Annotated in this window: 20 protein-coding genes and 1 tRNA gene; 12 read left to right on the top strand and 9 right to left on the bottom strand. The window is 62.1% G+C overall.

Annotation, left to right across the window (positions count from 1 at the left end; genetic code table 11):
• The coding region (locus RTQ83_RS18845; protein ID WP_312517820.1) for a DUF4832 domain-containing protein at positions 1–1,635 on the top strand (1,635 nt) is incomplete at its 5' end.
• A 120-nt stretch (positions 1,636–1,755) separates the two neighbouring features.
• Here the strand turns inward: RTQ83_RS18845 and RTQ83_RS18840 are convergent.
• On the bottom strand, positions 1,756–2,922 hold the full coding sequence (locus RTQ83_RS18840; RefSeq protein WP_312517823.1) for a TonB-dependent receptor domain-containing protein: 1,167 nt from the start codon (positions 2,920–2,922) through the stop codon (positions 1,756–1,758).
• Positions 2,923–3,040: 118 nt separating this feature from the next.
• A complete protein-coding gene (locus RTQ83_RS18835) occupies positions 3,041–3,625 on the bottom strand; it encodes a TonB-dependent receptor plug domain-containing protein (RefSeq protein WP_312517817.1) in 585 nt (194 codons plus the stop codon).
• A gap of 309 nt (positions 3,626–3,934) precedes the next feature.
• Here RTQ83_RS18835 and RTQ83_RS18830 point away from each other — a divergent pair, with 309 nt between their 5' ends.
• The 4 genes from RTQ83_RS18830 to RTQ83_RS18815 all read left to right on the top strand — a co-directional run bounded on the left by RTQ83_RS18830 (position 3,935) and on the right by RTQ83_RS18815 (position 7,848).
• Positions 3,935–4,615: a PepSY-associated TM helix domain-containing protein gene (locus RTQ83_RS18830; protein ID WP_312517815.1), complete on the top strand. Its 681-nt coding sequence runs from the start codon at positions 3,935–3,937 to the stop codon at positions 4,613–4,615.
• Positions 4,612–4,818, top strand: a complete 207-nt coding sequence (locus tag RTQ83_RS18825) for a hypothetical protein (protein WP_312517813.1) — start codon at positions 4,612–4,614, stop codon at positions 4,816–4,818. The genes RTQ83_RS18830 and RTQ83_RS18825 overlap by 4 nt, the downstream gene beginning before the upstream one ends.
• A 586-nt stretch (positions 4,819–5,404) precedes the next feature.
• Positions 5,405–6,517, top strand: a complete 1,113-nt coding sequence (locus tag RTQ83_RS18820; RefSeq protein ID WP_312517811.1) for a VCBS repeat-containing protein — start codon at positions 5,405–5,407, stop codon at positions 6,515–6,517.
• A gap of 974 nt (positions 6,518–7,491) precedes the next feature.
• The gene (locus RTQ83_RS18815; RefSeq protein WP_312517808.1) at positions 7,492–7,848 is read left to right on the top strand and encodes a winged helix-turn-helix domain-containing protein; all 357 of its coding nucleotides are present in this window, start codon (positions 7,492–7,494) and stop codon (positions 7,846–7,848) included.
• Positions 7,849–8,273: 425 nt separating this feature from the next.
• Here RTQ83_RS18815 and RTQ83_RS24305 read toward each other — a convergent pair whose 3' ends face one another.
• From RTQ83_RS24305 to ispB, 3 genes are all read right to left on the bottom strand, one after another.
• Complete coding sequence (locus RTQ83_RS24305; protein WP_409456128.1) at positions 8,274–8,576, bottom strand: DUF6538 domain-containing protein; 303 nt, start codon at positions 8,574–8,576, stop codon at positions 8,274–8,276.
• 131 nt (positions 8,577–8,707) lie between these two features.
• Positions 8,708–8,784, bottom strand: a tRNA-Pro gene (locus RTQ83_RS18810).
• Positions 8,785–8,836: 52 nt separating this feature from the next.
• Entirely contained in the window at positions 8,837–9,826 is a 990-nt protein-coding gene (gene ispB, locus RTQ83_RS18805) for an octaprenyl diphosphate synthase (protein WP_312517806.1), read from the bottom strand.
• 281 nt (positions 9,827–10,107) lie between these two features.
• Between ispB and rplU the strand changes: the two genes are divergently transcribed.
• The 6 genes from rplU to RTQ83_RS18775 all read left to right on the top strand — a co-directional run bounded on the left by rplU (position 10,108) and on the right by RTQ83_RS18775 (position 13,953).
• On the top strand, positions 10,108–10,419 hold the full coding sequence (rplU, locus tag RTQ83_RS18800) for a 50S ribosomal protein L21 (protein ID WP_005668436.1): 312 nt from the start codon (positions 10,108–10,110) through the stop codon (positions 10,417–10,419).
• Positions 10,420–10,460: 41 nt separating this feature from the next.
• On the top strand, positions 10,461–10,733 hold the full coding sequence (gene rpmA, locus RTQ83_RS18795; RefSeq protein WP_005668438.1) for a 50S ribosomal protein L27: 273 nt from the start codon (positions 10,461–10,463) through the stop codon (positions 10,731–10,733).
• Positions 10,734–10,842: 109 nt separating this feature from the next.
• Positions 10,843–11,955, top strand: a complete 1,113-nt coding sequence (gene cgtA, locus RTQ83_RS18790) for an Obg family GTPase CgtA (RefSeq protein WP_312517803.1) — start codon at positions 10,843–10,845, stop codon at positions 11,953–11,955.
• A gap of 119 nt (positions 11,956–12,074) precedes the next feature.
• Positions 12,075–12,440: a hypothetical protein gene (locus RTQ83_RS18785; RefSeq protein ID WP_312517800.1), complete on the top strand. Its 366-nt coding sequence runs from the start codon at positions 12,075–12,077 to the stop codon at positions 12,438–12,440.
• Positions 12,437–13,567 (top strand): glutamate 5-kinase, encoded by a 1,131-nt coding sequence (gene proB / locus RTQ83_RS18780; RefSeq protein ID WP_312517797.1) that lies wholly within the window; start codon positions 12,437–12,439, stop codon positions 13,565–13,567. Before RTQ83_RS18785 ends, proB begins: the two co-directional genes overlap by 4 nt.
• Positions 13,568–13,596: 29 nt before the next feature.
• Entirely contained in the window at positions 13,597–13,953 is a 357-nt protein-coding gene (locus RTQ83_RS18775) for a nuclear transport factor 2 family protein (RefSeq protein ID WP_312517794.1), read from the top strand.
• A 6-nt stretch (positions 13,954–13,959) separates the two neighbouring features.
• Here RTQ83_RS18775 and nth read toward each other — a convergent pair whose 3' ends face one another.
• Entirely contained in the window at positions 13,960–14,667 is a 708-nt protein-coding gene (nth, locus tag RTQ83_RS18770) for an endonuclease III (RefSeq protein WP_312517792.1), read from the bottom strand.
• A 3-nt stretch (positions 14,668–14,670) separates the two neighbouring features.
• Complete coding sequence (rsxB, locus tag RTQ83_RS18765; RefSeq protein WP_409456127.1) at positions 14,671–15,348, bottom strand: electron transport complex subunit RsxB; 678 nt, start codon at positions 15,346–15,348, stop codon at positions 14,671–14,673.
• A gap of 221 nt (positions 15,349–15,569) precedes the next feature.
• On the opposite strand from rsxB, the gene RTQ83_RS18760 reads away from it, so the two are divergent.
• Positions 15,570–15,944 carry an RcnB family protein gene (locus RTQ83_RS18760; RefSeq protein ID WP_312517786.1) on the top strand — a complete coding sequence of 125 codons (375 nt, stop codon included), beginning with the start codon at positions 15,570–15,572 and terminating at the stop codon, positions 15,942–15,944.
• 88 nt (positions 15,945–16,032) lie between these two features.
• Here RTQ83_RS18760 and RTQ83_RS18755 read toward each other — a convergent pair whose 3' ends face one another.
• Positions 16,033–17,268 carry a polyhydroxyalkanoate depolymerase gene (locus tag RTQ83_RS18755; protein WP_312517783.1) on the bottom strand — a complete coding sequence of 412 codons (1,236 nt, stop codon included), beginning with the start codon at positions 17,266–17,268 and terminating at the stop codon, positions 16,033–16,035.
• A gap of 241 nt (positions 17,269–17,509) precedes the next feature.
• Positions 17,510–18,607, bottom strand: a complete 1,098-nt coding sequence (locus RTQ83_RS18750) for an NAD(P)/FAD-dependent oxidoreductase (RefSeq protein WP_312517780.1) — start codon at positions 18,605–18,607, stop codon at positions 17,510–17,512.
• Positions 18,608–18,630: the final 23 nt, after the last annotated feature.

The following is an 18,630-nucleotide window of genomic DNA, read 5'->3' as shown; positions in this document are numbered from 1 at the left end:
GTCGCAAGCAGCGGTTATCCGGTCAACGGCATCGGTGCCGGCTACCTGATCGAAAACGGCAACCTGTACCAGTACACCGGCAACAACGGCGCGTGGGGCTGGACCTTCGTCAAGACCGTACCCAACTCCAAGTCCGGTAACGTGGCCTCGGTCAGCGTGTTGCGTGCCGATCTCGGTAACACCGCCGGTATCGATGTGGTGGCGCAAACCGATCCGCCGCAAGTCATGTCGCCGGTCGTCCGCCTGACGTACGGTCAGCCGACCCCGACCCCGACGCCAACCCCGACGCCAACCCCGACGCCGACGCCAACTCCGACTCCGACTCCGACCCCGACGCCGGCTCCCGGCGCCACCGTCCCGGTCAGCTACAACGCCAGCAGCGCCGTCATCGCCAACCCGGAACGCGGCTTCTATCGCCACGTCGGTTGCGAAACCCCGCTCAGCCAGTCGCAATTGACGAGCTTCCGCACCTCGGGCGGCGAATCGATGATGCTGTGCGTGTTCTACCTGCGTAACTTCGTGAACCAGCCGATCAACCAGTCGACCCTGAACCTGTTCCAGCAGCAGATGGACACGGTGCGCAAGGCCGGCCTGAAAGCGATCGTGCGCTTCGCCTACAACGACAACAACTCGCCGGTCGACGCGACCCCGGCCATGGTCAACACCCACCTGACCCAGCTGGCTCCCTACCTTGCCAATAACAAGGACGTGATCTCGATCGTGCAGGCTGGCCTGATCGGCAGCTGGGGCGAGTGGGGCAACACCAATAACTACGGCGACAGCTACAACATGACGGCCAAGAACATCGCCGACCGTAAATCGGTGGTCGACAAGCTGCTGCAAGTGGTGCCGGCCGAACGCCAGGTCCAGCTGCGCATGCCGCTGTTCAAGACCAAGCTGTACAGCCCGACCGCGCTGACCGCCAGCGAAGCCTTCACCGGCACCGCCAAGGCACGCCTGGGCCACCACAACGACTGCTTCCTGTCGAACTCGTCGGACTACGGCACCTACATCAACCCGTCGGTCGAGTTCCCGTACCTGCAGGCCGAGACCAACTACGTGGCCTCGGGCGGCGAGACCTGCGCCTATGCGCCGCCGCGCAGCGATTGCCCGACCGCGGTGAGCGAGATGACCCGCTTCCATTGGTCCTACCTGAACCTGGACTACAACACCGCGGTACTGGACAAGTGGCGTTCGCAGGGTTGCTTCACCCAGGTCGACCAGAAGCTGGGCTACCGCCTGGTGATGCGTAACGGTTCGTACTCGGGCAGCGCCAAGCCGGGCGGCACCTTCGCCTTCAACCTGCAGGTGCAGAACCAGGGCTGGGCAGCGCCGTTCAACAGCCGCAACGTGGAAGTGGTGTTCCGCAACACCTCGAGCGGCGCCCTGTACCGCGTCAAGCTGGCCGCCGATCCACGCCGCTGGCTGGCGAACCAGACGGTGAACATCAACGAAACCGTCACCCTGCCGGCCAACATGCCGCGCGGTTCGTACGCTGTGATGCTGCACCTGGCCGATCCGGCAGCTTCGCTGCACGACCGTCCGGAATACGCGATCCAGATGGCCAACACCGGCACCTGGGAAGCGTCGACCGGCTTCAACAACCTGAACCACACCGTCGGCGTCGCGCCGTAAGCGATCGGAAGGCCAGGCCGGGCGGGAGAACGTTCATCCGCTCGGCCGCACGGCCTTGAATAACCGCAGAAAAAAAACAGCCGCATTGCCGGCTGTTCTGCTTTGGACCATGACGTCAGGTCAAAAATCGATCGTGCCCGAGAGGGTAAACGTGCGCGGCGCACCGATCACCAGGTAGCCGCTGCCCGGATAGCCGCCGGCCGAAGCCCAGTAGTTCTTGTCGGCCACATTGTCGACGCGGGCGCGTAGCGTGACCGCACGGTCCAGGATGCGCAGCGCGTAGTTGGCGCCCAGGTCGAGGCGGGTCCAGGACGGCAGTTCCTTGGTATTGGCGCCGTCGGAGAACTGGCTGGCGGTGTACAGCGCGCGTGCGTTGAGGCTCAGGCCGGCAACGTTCGGCACGTCCCACTCGCCGCCCAGGTTGAGCTGGGTCTTCGGCACGCCGATCGCACCCTTGCCTTGATTGATGCCGCCGGCGGTGGTCTTCTGCTCGGCATCGATCAGCGTCAGGCTGCCCAGCAGGCGCACGCCGCGTATTGGCGTACCGAACACCGACAGTTTCAGGCCGCGGTTGCGCTGCTCGCCGTAGACGTCGAAGCGGCGGTTGACGACGTAGGCCGATGGCTGCGCGGTGGTGAACAGTGCCGCGCTCATGCCGATCCGGCCGGCGTCGTATTTGATGCCGATCTCTTTCTGTTCGGACGTATAGGGTGCGAACACTTCGCCCACGTTGTCGATATCGGTACCTGATGCCACCGGACCGGCCTGCAGCGCCTCGATATAGTTGGTGCACAGCGATACCCCTTTGACCGGCTTGTAGACCAGGTCGAGCACCGGCGTGTTGGCGGTCTCGTCGTAGGCCGCGGTGCGTACGCCGGTGGTGTTGCTAAAGCCGCCCGTACGGATGCGCTGGTGGCGCAGGCCGACGGTCAGCAGCACGCTGTCGTCCTGTACCACCAGCGTGTCGGCAACCGCGTAGCTGGCTAGGTCGGTGGTCGCGGTGAGGCGTGGGTTGCCCATGTCGCCGCCGATGCCGGGCGACGGAATCACCGATGGATAGCCGACTGGACGATAGAAATTGGTGGCCAGCGCGCTGCCGGTGGCATACGCGTTGCACGAGTCGAGCGAGAACGCCGAGGCGGTCGCGCTCAGGGTGTGCTTGATGTCGCCGGTGCGCAGCAGGGCGCGCGCGCCGATCTCGCCGGTGCGCACCGTGTCGTGGCGCACGTTGTCGAAGCGCGGCATGCTGGTGGTGCCGTTCGCATTGCTGACCCGCGGCGACGCCAGCGCGTTGAACTCGTCGCCGCTACGCGCCGAAAGCGGCCCAGGCCACGGCGTCTTGCGCCAGGTCGACTTCGGCGCGCAGGGTGCCGAAGGTATCGCGCTCGCTGGACACGGTCTACGGCTAGGCGAAATTGCTGGTCGACGAAGGCGGCGCGATCATCGTCACCGCGGCGAGCAGGGTGACGGCCGGACGCGGATTGAACAGCTTGTGGTTCTGGTAGCCGGCATCGGCCGACAGGCGATAACTGTCGCCGCGGTAGTCCATGCCGATCGCCAGAACGCCCAGCTCGCGCGATTCGCGATCGACCTCGGTGTCGCCATCACGGTGCGCGGCATTCACGCGCAAGCCGAGGCGCTCGCCTTCGCCGAAGTGGCGCGACATATCGGCCGCGACATAGGTCTGGCCGCCCGATTCGACGCCGGCGGTGATCTGCGTCAGCGCGGTATTGCCAGCGCGCTTCGGCAGCAGATTGATGGCACCGCCGATACCGCCGCCGCCCGGCGCCGCGCCATTGATGAAGGCGTTGGCGCCGCGGAAGACTTCCACCCGTTCGAGCAGTTCGGCCGCGACGAACTGGCGCGGCAGCAAACCGTATAAACCGTTATAGGCCAGGTCGTCCGAATTGACGGTGAAGCCGCGGATCACATACGACTCCTGGAAATTGCCGAAGCCGCGCGCCACGCGCACTGACGGATCGTTCTGCACCACGTCGGCGACACTGCGCGCCTGCTGGTCCTGACATCGACCGCGTGATCGCCAGCGGCATGGCCGCCTATCCGGGCAAGGTCATGATGTACCTGTCGCAGGACAAGGACGAGCCGGGCATGTGGGCGATAACGCTGGGCGACACGCCGCTCGACAAGAACTACAAGCCCTTGCTGGTCGACGCGCGTACCGCCGAACTGCTGCCCGAGCCGCCGCTCGAGGGCGGTCCCTTCATGTCGCTGATGTTCCACCTGCACGTCGACCTGTATGCCGGCCTGTGGGGCAAGCTGTTCCTCGGTTTCATAGGTTTTGCTGCTGCTGGTGGCGGTGGTATCCGGCGTGGTGCTGTACGCCCCGTTCACGCGCAAGCTGGCCTTCGGCACGGTGCGCCACGAGCGCAGCCGCCATGTGCGCTGGCTCGACCTGCACAACCTGCTCGGCATCGTGACGCTGGTGTGGCTGTTGGTGGTAGGCTCGACCGGCGTGATCAATACCTGGGCCGACCTGCTGCTCAAGGTCTGGCAAAAGACCGAGTTGGCCGAGATGACGGCGCCGTACGCCGGCCTGCCGCCGGTGACGCAGCTGGGCTCGATGCAGAAGGTGATCGACCTGGTGCAGGAGACCGAGCCCGGCATGCTGGTGCGCTACGTGGCCTTCCCCGGCACCAATTTCGCGACCCTGCACCATTACATCGTCTATCTGCAGGGCGACACGCCGCTGACCTCGCGCCTGCAAAAACCGGTGCTGGTCGATGCCCAGACCGGCGCGGTGACGGCCAGCGTCGCCCTGCCGTGGTATATGGTCGCGCTGCGCGTGTCGCAGCCGCTGCACTTCGGCGACTACGGCGGCCAGGCGCTGAAACTGCTGTGGGCCTTACTGGATATCGCGACCATCGTGGTGCTGGTCACGAGCCTGTACCTGTGGCTCAAGCGTGGCAAGGCGGAGGCAGCCAAGCCGGCCGAGGTGCGTGCGGCGGAGGAGGCGGTATGAGGCAGCCATTCAGTCATCTGTACCGCGTCGGTCGTGCTGGGGTGCTGACCGTTATCGGCCTGGTCAGTGCGCTGCTGGGCGACGGCGTGTGGGATGCGGTATCCGCGCTGGCGCTGGCGCTGGGCGCGGTGGCGGCGGTGGGTGGCTGGTATGGCTTGCGTCGACCGAAGGCGCGGCAGACGCGCCCGGTACCACCAGCATGAGGACGTGAAAAAAGTAGATCGGCTAATGCCTAGCCTAGCTTTCCGAATTCTATGGTCGGGGTAGGAGAATTCGAACCTCCGGCCTAACGTCCGAAATAATGAGGATTGAGAAAATAGTTTTGTGTAATATGAATTGCAAAAAGAGCACTACCTTTAGTACTACGGTTGGCTATGCATGAAGATGCAAGAGTATGCATCCTGTTTTGCCTGTTCATATCCCAGCTTAGCCAGCGCGGTGTCACCGCAGACCTAAGCCTAGTGATAACGCGTTGCGGTCGAGTTAATGTAGATAGGTCATCGTTGCTGAAAGTTAATTTCTTAAGTAGAATGATCTAAAAATTATATCGATGCAAATTCTGTATCGTTTTGCGCTGTCCGACTTGAGAAATTTATGAAAAATGCAACAAAGGTAGTAGGTATGCTTGGATGCTTGGTTCTGGCAGGCTGTGGAGGAAGTAGTGGTTCGCCCTCGACGCCTGGAGTGCAAAATCCCATACCGCCGGTACAAGCGCCGGCCACACCGACCTGGAAATTGACTGGCACTGTGGCTGTAGCCGCCAACGGTACTGCCCTGGGTACAGCGGTGATGAGCAAGGCCGACGGCTCTAAGCTGGTTGTGTTCGGGGGGCCGGAAGTCATCTATAGTCCCGGCTATACGTTTACGTGCAACAAAACGACGCTGCATGCTGTCGAAATTACGAGTGCCGGATCGGTCACCGACGGCACGGCGCTGCTGGCACAAACGACCACGGGAGTGCATACTCGTGCAATGGTCGTGGCCGACTTCAATGGTGACAGCCACGACGACTTGTTCGTTGCCAATCATGGTTGCGACGACCCCAGCAAGAACATGCAGAACGAGACTAACAACCTGTTCCTGTCGTCGGGTCACCAGATTACCGATGCCTCGTCTGAGGTGAGCGGTCTGCCCCCTGCTTTCACGCATAGCGTAGCCGCGGCTGCCACCGGCTACTCGCAAGACGTGGACGTGCTGGTCGGTGTAATGGGTGGCGACGGCCCGTACATCCTGCGCGGTGATGGTGCCGGACACTTCACCAAGGACACTTCTTCGCTGGCCTCTCTGGGCGAATATGCGTCGGCGAAGTTCGTTGACGTAAATGGTGACAGCATGGCGGACTTGGTCGTGGGATACGACCAATCAGGCGCGACTGCTGGGGCTGTGCTGCTAAACGACGGCAAGGGTTATTTCAAAGGTCCCGCAATACCACTGCCGGTTGGTGTGATGGGGGCCAACAATACAATTATTGTGGGGATCGAGAGCACTGACGTGAACGGTGACGGTAAAGCTGACCTGATTCTGTCGAGCTCCCAAAATGCACCCACATACTACGGCAACGGTCGTTTGCAGGTGCTGATCGGTGACGGTGACGGGACCTTCACGGATAAAACATCTGCGTATTTACCAGTGAACAACAACAGGGCTTGGACGCAAGCTGTTCACGTGGTTGATCTGGATAGCGATGGTAAGCTAGATCTGCTGCTGCAAACGGAGAACCCGCAAGTCAACGACGTTATCGCTTACAAGAACAATGGCACAAATTTTACCCCGATAGCTCGCTCGGATTTGCCGCCTTCGGTAATCACGCTGATCCCGGTCAAGAACAACAGCACGCTGTCTCTGGTGTCGCTGGTGCCGAATGGTTTGGCAGTGACTGCTACTATGTATCAGCTTAAATAAGCACTGGTGTCACAATAAGGGGACCTCTTATTCGCAGATAAACCGATCACGCTTATATAGTAACAGCAAGCAATCAGCAGCACTGACGTAACCGCAGGTGCCGTGCCTGATTTCGTGAAGGGCAATGATAACTGTTATGTTAGTCGCAAGAGCAGAGGGAAGTATTTTCCCGGAAATGAATGTAAGCATTGGTAAACTGAATCGGATGCGGTGTAAGGCAGCGACTACGCCGCGTGCGAGCATTGCAAACGAAAGCCATACTGTTGCATTTGGTTCTTGAAAGCGCCTCTACGATCCTTGGTGGGGCCGCAAGCTCCTATCCTTCTTGAGTATGAAACAGCCCATATCAACTTCCCGACTAAATTTGTATATGGTGCTTGGCACTATGTGTTTGCATGGCATCGTAATGATTGCCAACGAATTGTTCATCCAGCGAGCGCAGTTCACTCGGGGAATAGACTGGATCTACCTTCCAGCTGGAACCCGGTTGCTGTGTACACTGCTTTTCGGTCCGGCTGGGGCGATCGGATTGCTAATTTCAGGTTGGTTTGCTTGCTATTGGTATTACTTTCCAGGCGATGCTTTACGCGCAACGACCGGGACTATTGCCGGAGCTATTGGCCCGTATCTAGTCTACGTTATTGCGCAAGAGCGATTTGGTTTGCAGGCTTCTTTAATCAATCTGACACCCAGGCGACTTGTGATCTGCGCTATTGGATGTGCATTCGCAAGCCCTTTTCTGCATCACATCTGGTTCGCAATCGACGGGGACACCGGTCTCTTGCCTAGTTTTCTTGCGATGTTCGTCGGAGATCTGGGGGGAGCGTTGATCGTACTCTACACGGCTAAAGGGTTGCTTTCACTGTTTCCAGTGCCGACTCTCCCTCGCTAAATACGTGGATCGATGTGCTTAAATTTATAGCAGAAAGATTGTCGGTTAATCTGACAACAACAGATTAGTTTTGAGCGATGCTATGACGACTTCTAAACGACCGGCCGATATTTACATGCGCTTTCTGCAATTGGCTGAAGCCTTGGGAGGATTGCCATCCTTGCCGCCACTTGATCCGTTGGAGGAACGCATATTGGCTATTGTCGCACTAGCTTGTCAGGGACAAGAGCGCCTGTCGGTGCGCGATATGATGGGTAAAAAGGAGCTTGGTGCGCCAGCGACGGTGCACAGTCGTTTGACCTCGATGAGAAAAAAGGGCTGGCTCATGCTGAGCGATACCGAAGACACTCGGAGAAAGCAGATCGAGCTTACGCAAGCTGCGCTGCTGCACTTTGATAAGTTGTCGAAGTGCTTGGTACAAGCTGCTAAGCAAAGCTGATGGAAATTCGCTGCGGCGTTAGTTTTTTTATCAGTCGAATGCGACCGTCTGGCCGGCCTGCACTCTATCGTGTACATCGCTATTGCTCAACCGTCTCTGAACTGCCGGCATTGACGTGCTTCGACATTCTAGTCGTGGCGAATGGATTCAAACCTCTGGTCTTTGCATCCCGAAAGTACCGGTTTACCAGGCGTTGCTAATCCCGGCTAGGTTTGGGACTCGTGGCAGAATCTCGGAAGGAATTACTAGAGCTGTTGTGACGATTCTAACTTCTGAATACCAGGTTCCCCCGGACAGGAATGCTTGTAGCGCGTTCCGCCGACCCTCTGCTTGGACAGTGGGTGCAGCGGGCAAGTTCGCCACGTAGCACGGTTTCGTTGTCTTCAAGGTTGAACCTCTGCCGCTCAAGAAACGAGGTCAGAGCTTCATAGCCTTGTACTGCCATTACATCCAGCCGCTGGCGCAGCAGGCCAAGCATTCGCGAAGCAATTTCGTCGGCGTTGTGACGAACGGGCGCAGGAGGGGTGTGGCGAGTTGTGGACTTGGAATGACTCGAGGCAGGGACGGCTAGCGCGGCGCACCTTAGCGAACTCTTCATCAAGCTTTGCTCCGGCGACACGGCATAGCTGTTCAGCTTCGCAACGGTCACTCGTGCCGAGCGCCTTCACGACCTCTGTTCGACCGTAGTGGCCTTGCAAATCAAAGGGGAATCTTGCGGCGGATGGAATATCGACTTCCGCGTTTGGTTAGATGCGTACACACAGGTTCTTGCTCCTCAACGAATGTAGCACACACGGGGAACAATCCTGCTATAGATCTTCGATTCTATGGGAAATCGTTAAGAATCAACGAGATAAAATGGTCGGGGTGAGAGGATTCGAACCTCCGGCCTCTACGTCCCGAACGTAGCGCTCTACCGGGCTAAGCTACACCCCGACGGTTTGGGATGTCAGTACAGTCATCCCGGGATGGCATTACTATAATAATCTCAATGGTTCCTGTCAACAGCGAAGCTGCAGAGCTGCAGCAGGCTGCTCTTGTAGTCGCTGTCGGGCAGATCGGCGATCGCATCCTTGGCGCGGCGCGCTGCCTGCTCGGCCTGCGAGCGGGTGTAGGCCAGGGCGCCGCTCGAGGTCACCGCCGCCAGCACCGCGTCGAACTGCTGTTCGTCGCCTTGCTCGATGCAGCTGCGCACCAGCTCGCGCTGTTCCGAGGTGCCGTGTTCCATCAGCCAGATCAGGGGAAGCGTAGGCTTGCCTTCGCGCAGGTCGTCGCCCAGGTTCTTGCCGATCTCGGCGGCGTCGCCCGCGTAGTCGAGCACGTCGTCGATCAGCTGGAAAGCGGTGCCGAGCGAGCGGCCGTATTCGCCGGCCGCGGCGATCTGCGCGTCGTTGGCGCCGGCCACCAGGGCGCCCAGTTCGGCGGCGGCCTCGAACAGCTTGGCGGTCTTGGAGCGGATCACCAGCAGATACGCCGCTTCGGTCACGTCCGGGTCGTGCATGTTCAGCAGCTGCAGCACTTCGCCTTCGGCGATCACGTTGGTGGCGTCGGACAGGATGCGCATCACGCGCATATTGTCGAGGCCGACCATCATCTGGAACGAGCGCGAGTACAGGAAGTCGCCGACCAGCACCGAAGCCGCATTGCCGAACAGGGCGTTGGCGGTCTGGCGGCCGCGGCGCATTGACGATTCGTCGACCACGTCGTCGTGCAGCAGCGTCGCGGTGTGGATGAATTCGACCACCGCCGCCAGCTCGTGGTGCGCCGAGCCCTTGTAACCGTAGGCGTTGGCCAGCAGCAGCACCAGCACCGGGCGGATACGCTTGCCGCCGGCGCTGATGATGTACTCGGCGATCTGGTTCACCAGGGTGACTTCGGAGTGCAGCCGCTGGCGGATCACCGAATTGACGGCCTCCATGTCGGGGGCGATCGATTGGACGATGGTGTTCTGTTGGGCGTGTTGATTGGCGGCGGACAAGGCGAACCTGCAGACGATGGGTTTTATATAAGTGCGGCGATTATACGACATGCAAGGGAAACGCGTCCCGAACGGCGGCCGCATTCTCCCTATGGCGTGGCGGAGCGCGCCGTGTCAGTACGTCAACGTTGCAACAGGTGGCGGCGTGGCGTGAGATCGGCTTTGACGCACCCCTTTGTCCCATGTATAATCCCCTGTTCCCCGGCTTTCAAACAGTCCAGCGCGGCAAGTAGCTCAGCAGCGCAGGGGGATTCTTTTAACATTTGATGAGGTTTCAAATCATGTACGCGGTCATAAAAACCGGTGGCAAGCAATACAAAGTTGTCGCTGGTGAAAAACTTAAAGTAGAACAGATACCGGCTGACATTGGTTCCGAACTCACGATCGATCAGGTCCTCGCCGTTGGCGCGGGCGACAGCATCAAGTTTGGTGCTCCGCTGGTCGAAGGTGCAACGGTGCTGGTGAAAGTGGTTTCGCATGGTCGTCACGACAAGGTCCGTATCTTCAAGATGCGCCGTCGTAAGCACTACCAGAAGCGTCAGGGCCATCGCCAGAACTTCACCGAAATCCAGATCGTTTCGATCAACGGCTAATCGCCGTCCGGTTCCCAGCATAGTCATCAAGGAGTAATACAATGGCACACAAAAAAGGCGGCGGTACTACCCGCAACGGCCGTGACTCAGAAAGCAAACGCCTCGGCGTGAAAGTCTACGGCGGCCAGGCGATCAACGCCGGCGGCATCATCATCCGTCAACGCGGCACCCCGGTGCGCGCTGGCGCCAACGTCGGCACCGGCAAGGATCACACCCTGTTCGCGCTGGTCGACGGTACCGTCAAGTTCGTCAAGCAAGGCGTGGGCTCGAAGCAGTTCGTGACCGTCGTCGCTAACGAAGCAGTCGCAGCGTAATAGCGCTCCAGCGTCGCTCAAGCAGCGGCGCTTCTTTGCAAGGCGTAAGCCTTCCATCGAAAGGCTCTGCCCACGGTAGGGCCTTTTTAGTTTTTAAGCGGTCACAATCATGAAGTTTATCGACGAAGCAAGAATTGAAGTCATCGCTGGCGACGGCGGCAACGGGTGCGCCTCGTTCCGTCGCGAAAAGTTCCGGCCATTCGGCGGTCCGGACGGCGGCGACGGCGGCAAGGGCGGCTCGATCTTTGTGGTTGCCGACCGCAATGTGAACACCCTGGTCGACTTCCGTTACTCCAAGACCCACACCGCCCGCAACGGCGAACCGGGCCGCGGCTCGGACTGCTACGGCAAGGGCGCGGAAGACGTCACCATCCGGATGCCGGTCGGCACCCTGATCGTGGACGACAACAATGGCGAGATCATCGCCGACCTGACCGAACACGGCCAGACCGAACTGCTGGCCAAGGGCGGCGAGGGCGGCTGGGGCAACATCCACTTCAAGACCTCGACCAACCGCGCACCGCGCCAGAAGACCGAAGGCAAGGACGGCGAGCGCCGTACCCTGCGCCTGGAACTGAAGGTGCTGGCCGACGTCGGCCTGCTGGGCATGCCAAATGCCGGCAAGTCGACCTTCATTACCGCGGTGTCGAACGCCAAGCCGAAGATCGCCGATTACCCGTTCACCACCCTGCACCCGAACCTGGGCGTGGTGCGTGTGTCGCACGAAAAGAGCTTCGTGATCGCCGACATCCCCGGCCTGATCGAAGGCGCGGCCGAAGGCGCCGGCCTGGGTCACCAGTTCCTGCGCCACCTGGCGCGTACCGGCCTGCTGCTGCACATCGTCGACCTGTCGGGCTTCGATGCCAAGGCCGATCCGGTCAAGGAAGCCAAGGCGCTGGTCAAGGAACTCGAAAAGTACGACGAAGAGCTGCTCAACAAGCCGCGCTGGCTGGTGCTCAACAAGCTCGACGTGGTGGAAGAATCCGAGCGCAAGAAGGTCGTCAAGGACTTCGTCAAGCGCATGGCGTGGAAGGGTCCCGTGTTCGAGATCTCGGCCCTGAACCGCGAAGGCTGCCAGGACCTGATCAACGCGATCTACCTGCACCTGGAAGAAAAGCGCCACTCGGAGCAGCGCGCTGAAGAAGTCTCGATGACCGAGGAAGCACGCGGCATCTCGTCGATCGATCCTGACGATCCTCGTTTCAAGATCCTCGAAGACTGACGTTGAGCGCCAGCGTTCCACGCATCGGTAAGCCGGCTCCCCCTGAGCCGGACGCCGCCTCCGCTCCCTCCGCTTCCTCCGGGAGCGCGTGGTCGCGTGCCGGGCTGCGCGGGCGATTGTTGTCGCTGGTCGCCACCGTCAGTTCCCTGGCCGCGCTCGCGGCCATGCTCGATCCCGACCGTATCGCGTCGGCGATGGGCCTGTTTCTTGTCGGCGTAAACGGCTACAGCCAGTTCTACGCGATCTATGTCGGCATCCGTCTCGCTACCGCGGGGCTGGCGCTGTTGGCGGCCAGGCGGGGCGACCAGCCCATCCTCGGCGACCTCGTTGCCCTGTTCCTCCTGGCCCAGCCGGCCGGCCGCCTGATCGCGGCCTTCGCGATCGGCTTGCCCACGGGGGTATTATTAGTCGTCTGCGCGGTCGAACTGCTGGCAGGACTTTCCCTGCTGGCGCTGCGCCCGCGAGGGAAAATCCTGTCGCCATGAACTCCGCCACCCATTCTGTTCTTCAGCAAGCCAACCGCATCATCGTCAAGGTCGGCTCCTCGCTCGTCACCGACGAGGGCAGGGGCCTGGACCACGCCGCCATCGCCCGCTGGGCCCAGCAGATCGCCGCCCTGCGCGCGCTCGGCAAGGAAGTCGTGCTGGTCAGCTCGGGCGCCATCGCCGAAGGCATGCTGCGCCTCGGCTTCGCGACCCGCCCCACCGACATCCACGAACTGCAGGCCTGCGCCGCCTGCGGCCAGATGGGCCTGGCCCAGATCTACGAATCGAGCTTCCGCGCCCACGGCGTCGCGACCGCGCAAGTGCTGCTGACACACGCCGACCTGGCCGACCGCGAGCGCTACCTGAACGCACGCTCGACGCTCACCACGCTGCTGCGCCTGAAAGTGGTCCCGATCATCAACGAGAACGACACCGTCGTCACCGACGAGATCAAGTTCGGCGACAACGACACCCTGGGTGCGCTGGTGGCCAACCTGATCGAGGCCGATGCGCTGGTGATCCTCACCGACCAGCGCGGCCTGTATTCGGGCGACCCGCGCAAGGATCCGAATGCGCAGCTGATCGCCCAGGCGCAGGCGGGCGACGCGCAGCTGCAAGCGATGGCCGGCGGCGCCGGCAGCAGCATCGGCCGCGGCGGCATGCTGACCAAGGTGCTGGCGGCGCGCCGCGCGGCGCGTTCCGGCGCCCACACCATCATCGCCTGGGGCCGCGAGCCGGAGGTCCTGACCCGGCTCGCCGGCGGCGAGGCGATCGGCACCCAACTCAACGCCGCCACCGGACGCCTGACCGCGCGCCGCCAGTGGATGGTGGACCATCTGCACACCAGCGGCGAAGTGGTGCTCGATGCCGGCGCCGTGGCCAAGCTGACGCGCGAAGGCAAGTCGCTGCTGCCGATCGGGGTGCTGGCGGTACGCGGCGAATTCGGACGCGGCCAGGTGGTGACCTGCGTCGACGAAGCCGGCCGGCCGCTGGCGCGCGGGCTGACCAGCTATGCCAGCGGCGAAGTGCGGCGCATCATGCGCCATTCCTCGAGCGAGATCGAGGGCATCCTCGGCTTCGTCGAGGGGCATGAACTGATCCATCGCGACAACCTGGTGCTGCTCTAAGAGCGCGGCGCCGATTCTTGAAAGAACGTATGCCAGCTTCTCCGCTCGCTGTGGTCCAGGCCCAGCTCGACGCCTATAACGCCAAGGATCTCGACGCCCTGATGGCCACCTACGCACCGGACGCGCAGCAGTTCGCGCTGCACGACGCGCTGCTGGCGCAAGGCCATGACCAGATCCGTCCGCGCTACGAAGCGCGCTTCGTGGAACCGGACCTGCACGCGCGCCTGCTGTCGCGCACCGTGCTCGGCAACTTCGTCACCGATCTCGAGATCGTCACCCGCAACTTCCCCGAAGGGAAGGGGACCGTGGAGATGCTGTGCGTGTACGAAGTGGTCGACGGGCGCATCGTGCGCGCCTCGTTCGCGACCGGGGAAACCCGGGTCTGAGACCGGTCAGCTCGCCGCCGAGGCCGTGGCAGCGGCGGCTTCCACGTCGGCGTCGAGCGCCGGATCGTGCACGCCGGCGGGCGCCGGCGTCTTGTCCCTGAATTCGCACAGGTCGGCGATCAGGCAGTTCCAGCATTTGGGTTTGCGCGCCACGCAGGTGTAGCGCCCGTGCAGGATCAGCCAGTGGTGGGCATCGTGCAAAAAGTCCTTCGGCACGAACTTCAGCAGCTTCTGTTCGACGATGTCGACGTTCTTGCCCGGCGCGATGTTGGTGCGGTTGGAGACGCGGAAGATGTGGGTGTCGACCGCCATGGTCGGCTGGCCGAACGCCGTGTTCAGCACCACGTTGGCGGTCTTGCGGCCCACACCCGGCAGCGCTTCCAGCGCTTCGCGCACCGGCGGCACTTCGCCGCCATGCTGTTCGACCAGGATCTGGCAGGTCGCCATCACGTTCTTGGCCTTGGTGTTGTACAGGCCGATGGTCGAGATATAAGTCTTCAGTTCGTCGATGCCGAGGTCGAGGATGGCCTGCGGCGTGTTCGCCACCGGGAACAGCTTGCGCATCGCCTTGTTGACGCCGACGTCGGTCGACTGCGCCGACAGCAGCACGGCAATGAGCAGCTCGAATGGGGTGGTGAATTCGAGTTCGGTGGTGGGATGGGGATTGGCGGCGCGAAAGCGGGTGAAGATCTCGAGGCGTTTGGCGGGATTCATCGTTCAGGTCTTGTCAGGGTTGCCGGCCGCCTTCAGGCGCGCCCGTTCCATGGCGGCGGCGATGATGGCGCGCTTGCGTTCTTTCTCGGCCAGTTCTTCCGGGGTATTGGTGGCTTCCGCGGTCACGGCGCGCATCTTTTCCACCGCCTTGGCCGCCAGGCGCGCATCGTTCTCTTCGCGCTCGCGCTGCAGGCGCGCGCTGCGGAAGTCGTGGCGGCTCCGGGCGGCGTCGGCGTCCGCCTGCGACCAGGCGTCCCAGCCGGTGCGCTCGCCCGTCACCGGCACCATCGCGATGCAGTCGACCGGACACGGCGCCACGCACAGGTCGCAGCCGGTGCACAGGCTCGGCAGGATCGTGTGCATCTGCTTGGCCGCGCCCATGATGGCGTCCACCGGACAGGCCTGGATACACAGCGTACAGCCGATGCACAGCGACTCGTCGATGAAGGCGACCGGACGCGGGCGCTCGACGCCGTTGGCCGGATTGATCGGGATCACCGGCCGTCCGGTGGCCGCCGCCAGCCGGCGCACGCCTTCCATGCCGCCCGGCGGGCACTGGTTGATCTCGGCTTCACCACGCGCCATCGCTTCGGCATACGGGCGGCAGGCGGGATAACCGCATTTGGTGCACTGGGTCTGCGGCAGCAGGTCTTCGAGCTGGTCGGCGAGGGGCTTGGTCACGGCGGGAAAAAATCGGCGATTCAAATCTGATAAGCCGACATTATCCGCCAAAACGGTGGGCTGCGCGGTGTGAGCTTGCGCAAGGCCGCTGCGCGTCGATCGCGTTGAGCTCAGCCGTTTGCGATGTACGTGTTCGAGCTAACAGACGCGGCGCCGATAGGCTGGTGTACTGGGCGCTGATTGAGCACTTACCGACAATTCACTGACCGCAGGGGGCCGAGATGAACGAGTTGATTGCGCCGCTGATCTTCGCCGCCGTGATGTCGGCCGGGGATGGCTTGCAGCCGCGCGCCGGCGCCGCTGCGGATGGTACCGCGACGTTGACTGCATCCGCCCAGGCGCGGCCGGCGGCGCTGAAGCCGGGACCGTACCGCAGCGTCGAATCGGACGGCGAGCTGCGCCGCGGCGAACGCCTGCCGGCGCGTTACCAGACGCATCAGTACGTGATCGAGAACTGGCGCTCGCTGCGCCTGGCCAAGCCGCCGCGCGGGCACCAGTGGGTGCAGACCGGTGGCAGCTATGCGCTGGTGGCGATCGCTACCGGACGGGTGGCGCAGGTGGCGGTCGCCAACGGACGCGTGGCGCAGGTGAGGTAGGGTTGGCGGCGAAGCGCAGGGCCGCCGAGGCCAACCCTACAAAAAATGCCGTGGCGTGCCACGGCATTTTTGTTGGTCGCTCAACCGATCAGCGGTTCGCCTGAATGAACCCGGTGATCTTCGGACACACGATCTCGCGCCAGCGACGCCCCGAGAAGATGCCGTAGTGGCCGGCCTTGGGCACCACGAATTCCTGCTTCTTCTCTTGCGGGATGCCGCTGCACAGCTCGAGCGCGGCGCTGGTCTGGCCCAGGCCCGAAATATCGTCCAGCTCGCCTTCGACGGTGAGTAGGGCAACGTTCTTGATGTCTTGCGGACGCACCAGCTTGCCGCCGACTTCCCAGGTGCCTTTCGGCAGGCTGAAGTCCTGGAACACGGTCTTGATGGTGTCCAGGTAGTACTCGGCCGGCATGTCGAGCACGGCGTTGTATTCGTCGTAGAACTGGCGGTGCGCCTCGGCCGAATCGTCGTCGCCGCGCACCAGGTGCTGGTAGAACTCGCGGTGCGACTGGGCGTGGCGGCCCGGGTTCATGGCGATGAAGCCGGCGTGCTGCAGGAAGCCCGGATACACCTTGCGCCCGAAGCCTGGGTAATTGCCCGGCACTGCATAGATCACGGTGTTCTCGAACCACGAGAACGGCTTTTCGATGGCCAGGTCGTTGACCGCGGTGGGCGACTTGCGCGGGTCGATCGGGCCGCCCATCATCGTCATCGAGCGCGGCAGCTTGGGATCGTTGTCGCTCGCCATCAGGGCGATCGCGGCCAGCACCGGCACGGTCGGCTGGCACACGGATATCACGTGCACTTCCGGGCCCAGGTGGCGGATGAAGTCCTGGACGTAGTAAATGTAGTCGTCGAGGTGGAACGGGCCGGCGGCCAGCGGCACCATGCGCGCGTCGGTCCAGTCGGTGATGTAGACGTCGTGGTCGACCAGCAGCGCGCGCACGGTGTCGCGCAGCAGGGTCGAATGGTGGCCCGACAGCGGCGCCACCACCAGCACGCTCGGCTGGTCCAGGGCGGCGAATTCGGCATCCGGCAGGTCCTTGCGGAAGTGCAGCAGCTTGCAGAACGGTTTCTCGAGCACGGTGCGCTCGTTGATCGCGACTTCCTTGCCGGCGATCGTGGTGCTGTCCAGGCCGAATGCCGGCTTCTGGTATTCCTTGCCGAGACGGTACATCAGCTCGTAACCGGCGGCGATACGTTGGGAAAACGGGGTGTGCGCGAAAGGCGACACAGGATTGGAAAACAGTTTCGAGGACGCATCGGCCCACTGCATCAGCGGGGTCAGGAAGGAGCGTTGCATCTCGTGCAGTTGATAAAGCATAGGGTTTCCTTCGGGGTAGCAGCGCGTCGCAAACGGTTGCGGCTTGCTTCAAATCATTATAGGGGAATTGTCTTGGCCTGTGGAAACAAGGACTTAGGCTTCCCGTATATACATCTCACTTGTAGCATATTTGCCTGACCGCCGTTGGTGAGGCGCCCCACATAAACAAAAATGCCCCGCTGGGCGGGGCATTCTCGGGGGCTGCGTCGTACCGATGTTACTGAACGAGGCAAGTGTATTATCAGTCGAACACCGGGGTTTCGACGCCCAGGATCTTGTGCAGTTTCGGCGAAGTCGTCGTGTACTGCATGTGGATCTTCTTGTCCGGGAAGATGTACGGCGCGGCGCCGAAAGCGGCCAGCGCGGCTTCGTGGAAGCCCGACAGGATCAGCTTCTTCTTGCCCGGGTAGGTGTTGATATCGCCCACGGCGAAGATGCCCGGGACATTGGTCTCGAACTTCTCGGTGTCCATCACCTTCAGCTGCTTGCGCTCGATGTCCAGGCCCCACTCGGCGATCGGACCGAGTTTTGGCGACAGGCCGAAGAACACCAGCAGCATGTCCAGCGGCACGCGGCGGGTGACGCCGTCGGCGCCGGTGACTTTCACTTCGCTCAGCTGGCCGTCTTTCTCGTCGAAGCCGGTGACCTGGCCGGTGATCAGCTGCATCTCGTACTCGTCGCACAGTGCCTTCATCTTGGCGACCGAGGCCGGGGCCGCGCGGAAGTCGTCGCGGCGGTGCACCAGCACCACCGATTCGGCCTTGCCGACGAAGTTCAGGGCCCAGTCCAGTGCTGAGTCGCCGCCGCCGCAGATGACCAGGTTCTTGCCGTCGAACAGTGCCGGATCCTTGACGCGGTAGAACAGCTGGCTGTTCTCGAACTTCTCGATGCCGTCGACCTTGATCGTGCGCGCCTGGAACGAACCGACGCCGGCAGCGATGAAGATGGTCTTGGTGATGAAGCGGGTGCCGAGCGTGGTTTCGACGTTGAAGCGCTGGTCTTCGCGGCGCTGCACGGTGGTGACTTCCTGGCCCAGGTGGAAGGTCGGCTCGAACGGCTCGATCTGCTTGAGCAGGTTGTCGGTCAGTTCCTGGCCGGTGCAGATCGGCACCGCCGGGATGTCATAAATCGGCTTGTCCGGGTACAGTTCCACGCACTGGCCGCCGACGGCTGCCAGCGAATCGATGACGTGGGCCTTGATTTCGAGCAGGCCGAGTTCGAAGACCTGGAACAGGCCGACCGGGCCGGCGCCGATGATCACGGCATCGGCTTCGATGGCGCCTGCGAAGGAACTGTTGGGAGCGATGCTGCCCGCGTCCTGGGTGGCATTGATAGTCATGCGCTAAGCTTCCTGTGTTTTTT

This window comes from Massilia sp., assembly GCF_031995545.1.
In the GTDB taxonomy this organism is placed as follows: domain Bacteria; phylum Pseudomonadota; class Gammaproteobacteria; order Burkholderiales; family Burkholderiaceae_D; genus Telluria.
This window is presented reverse-complemented; position numbering and strand designations above follow the sequence as displayed.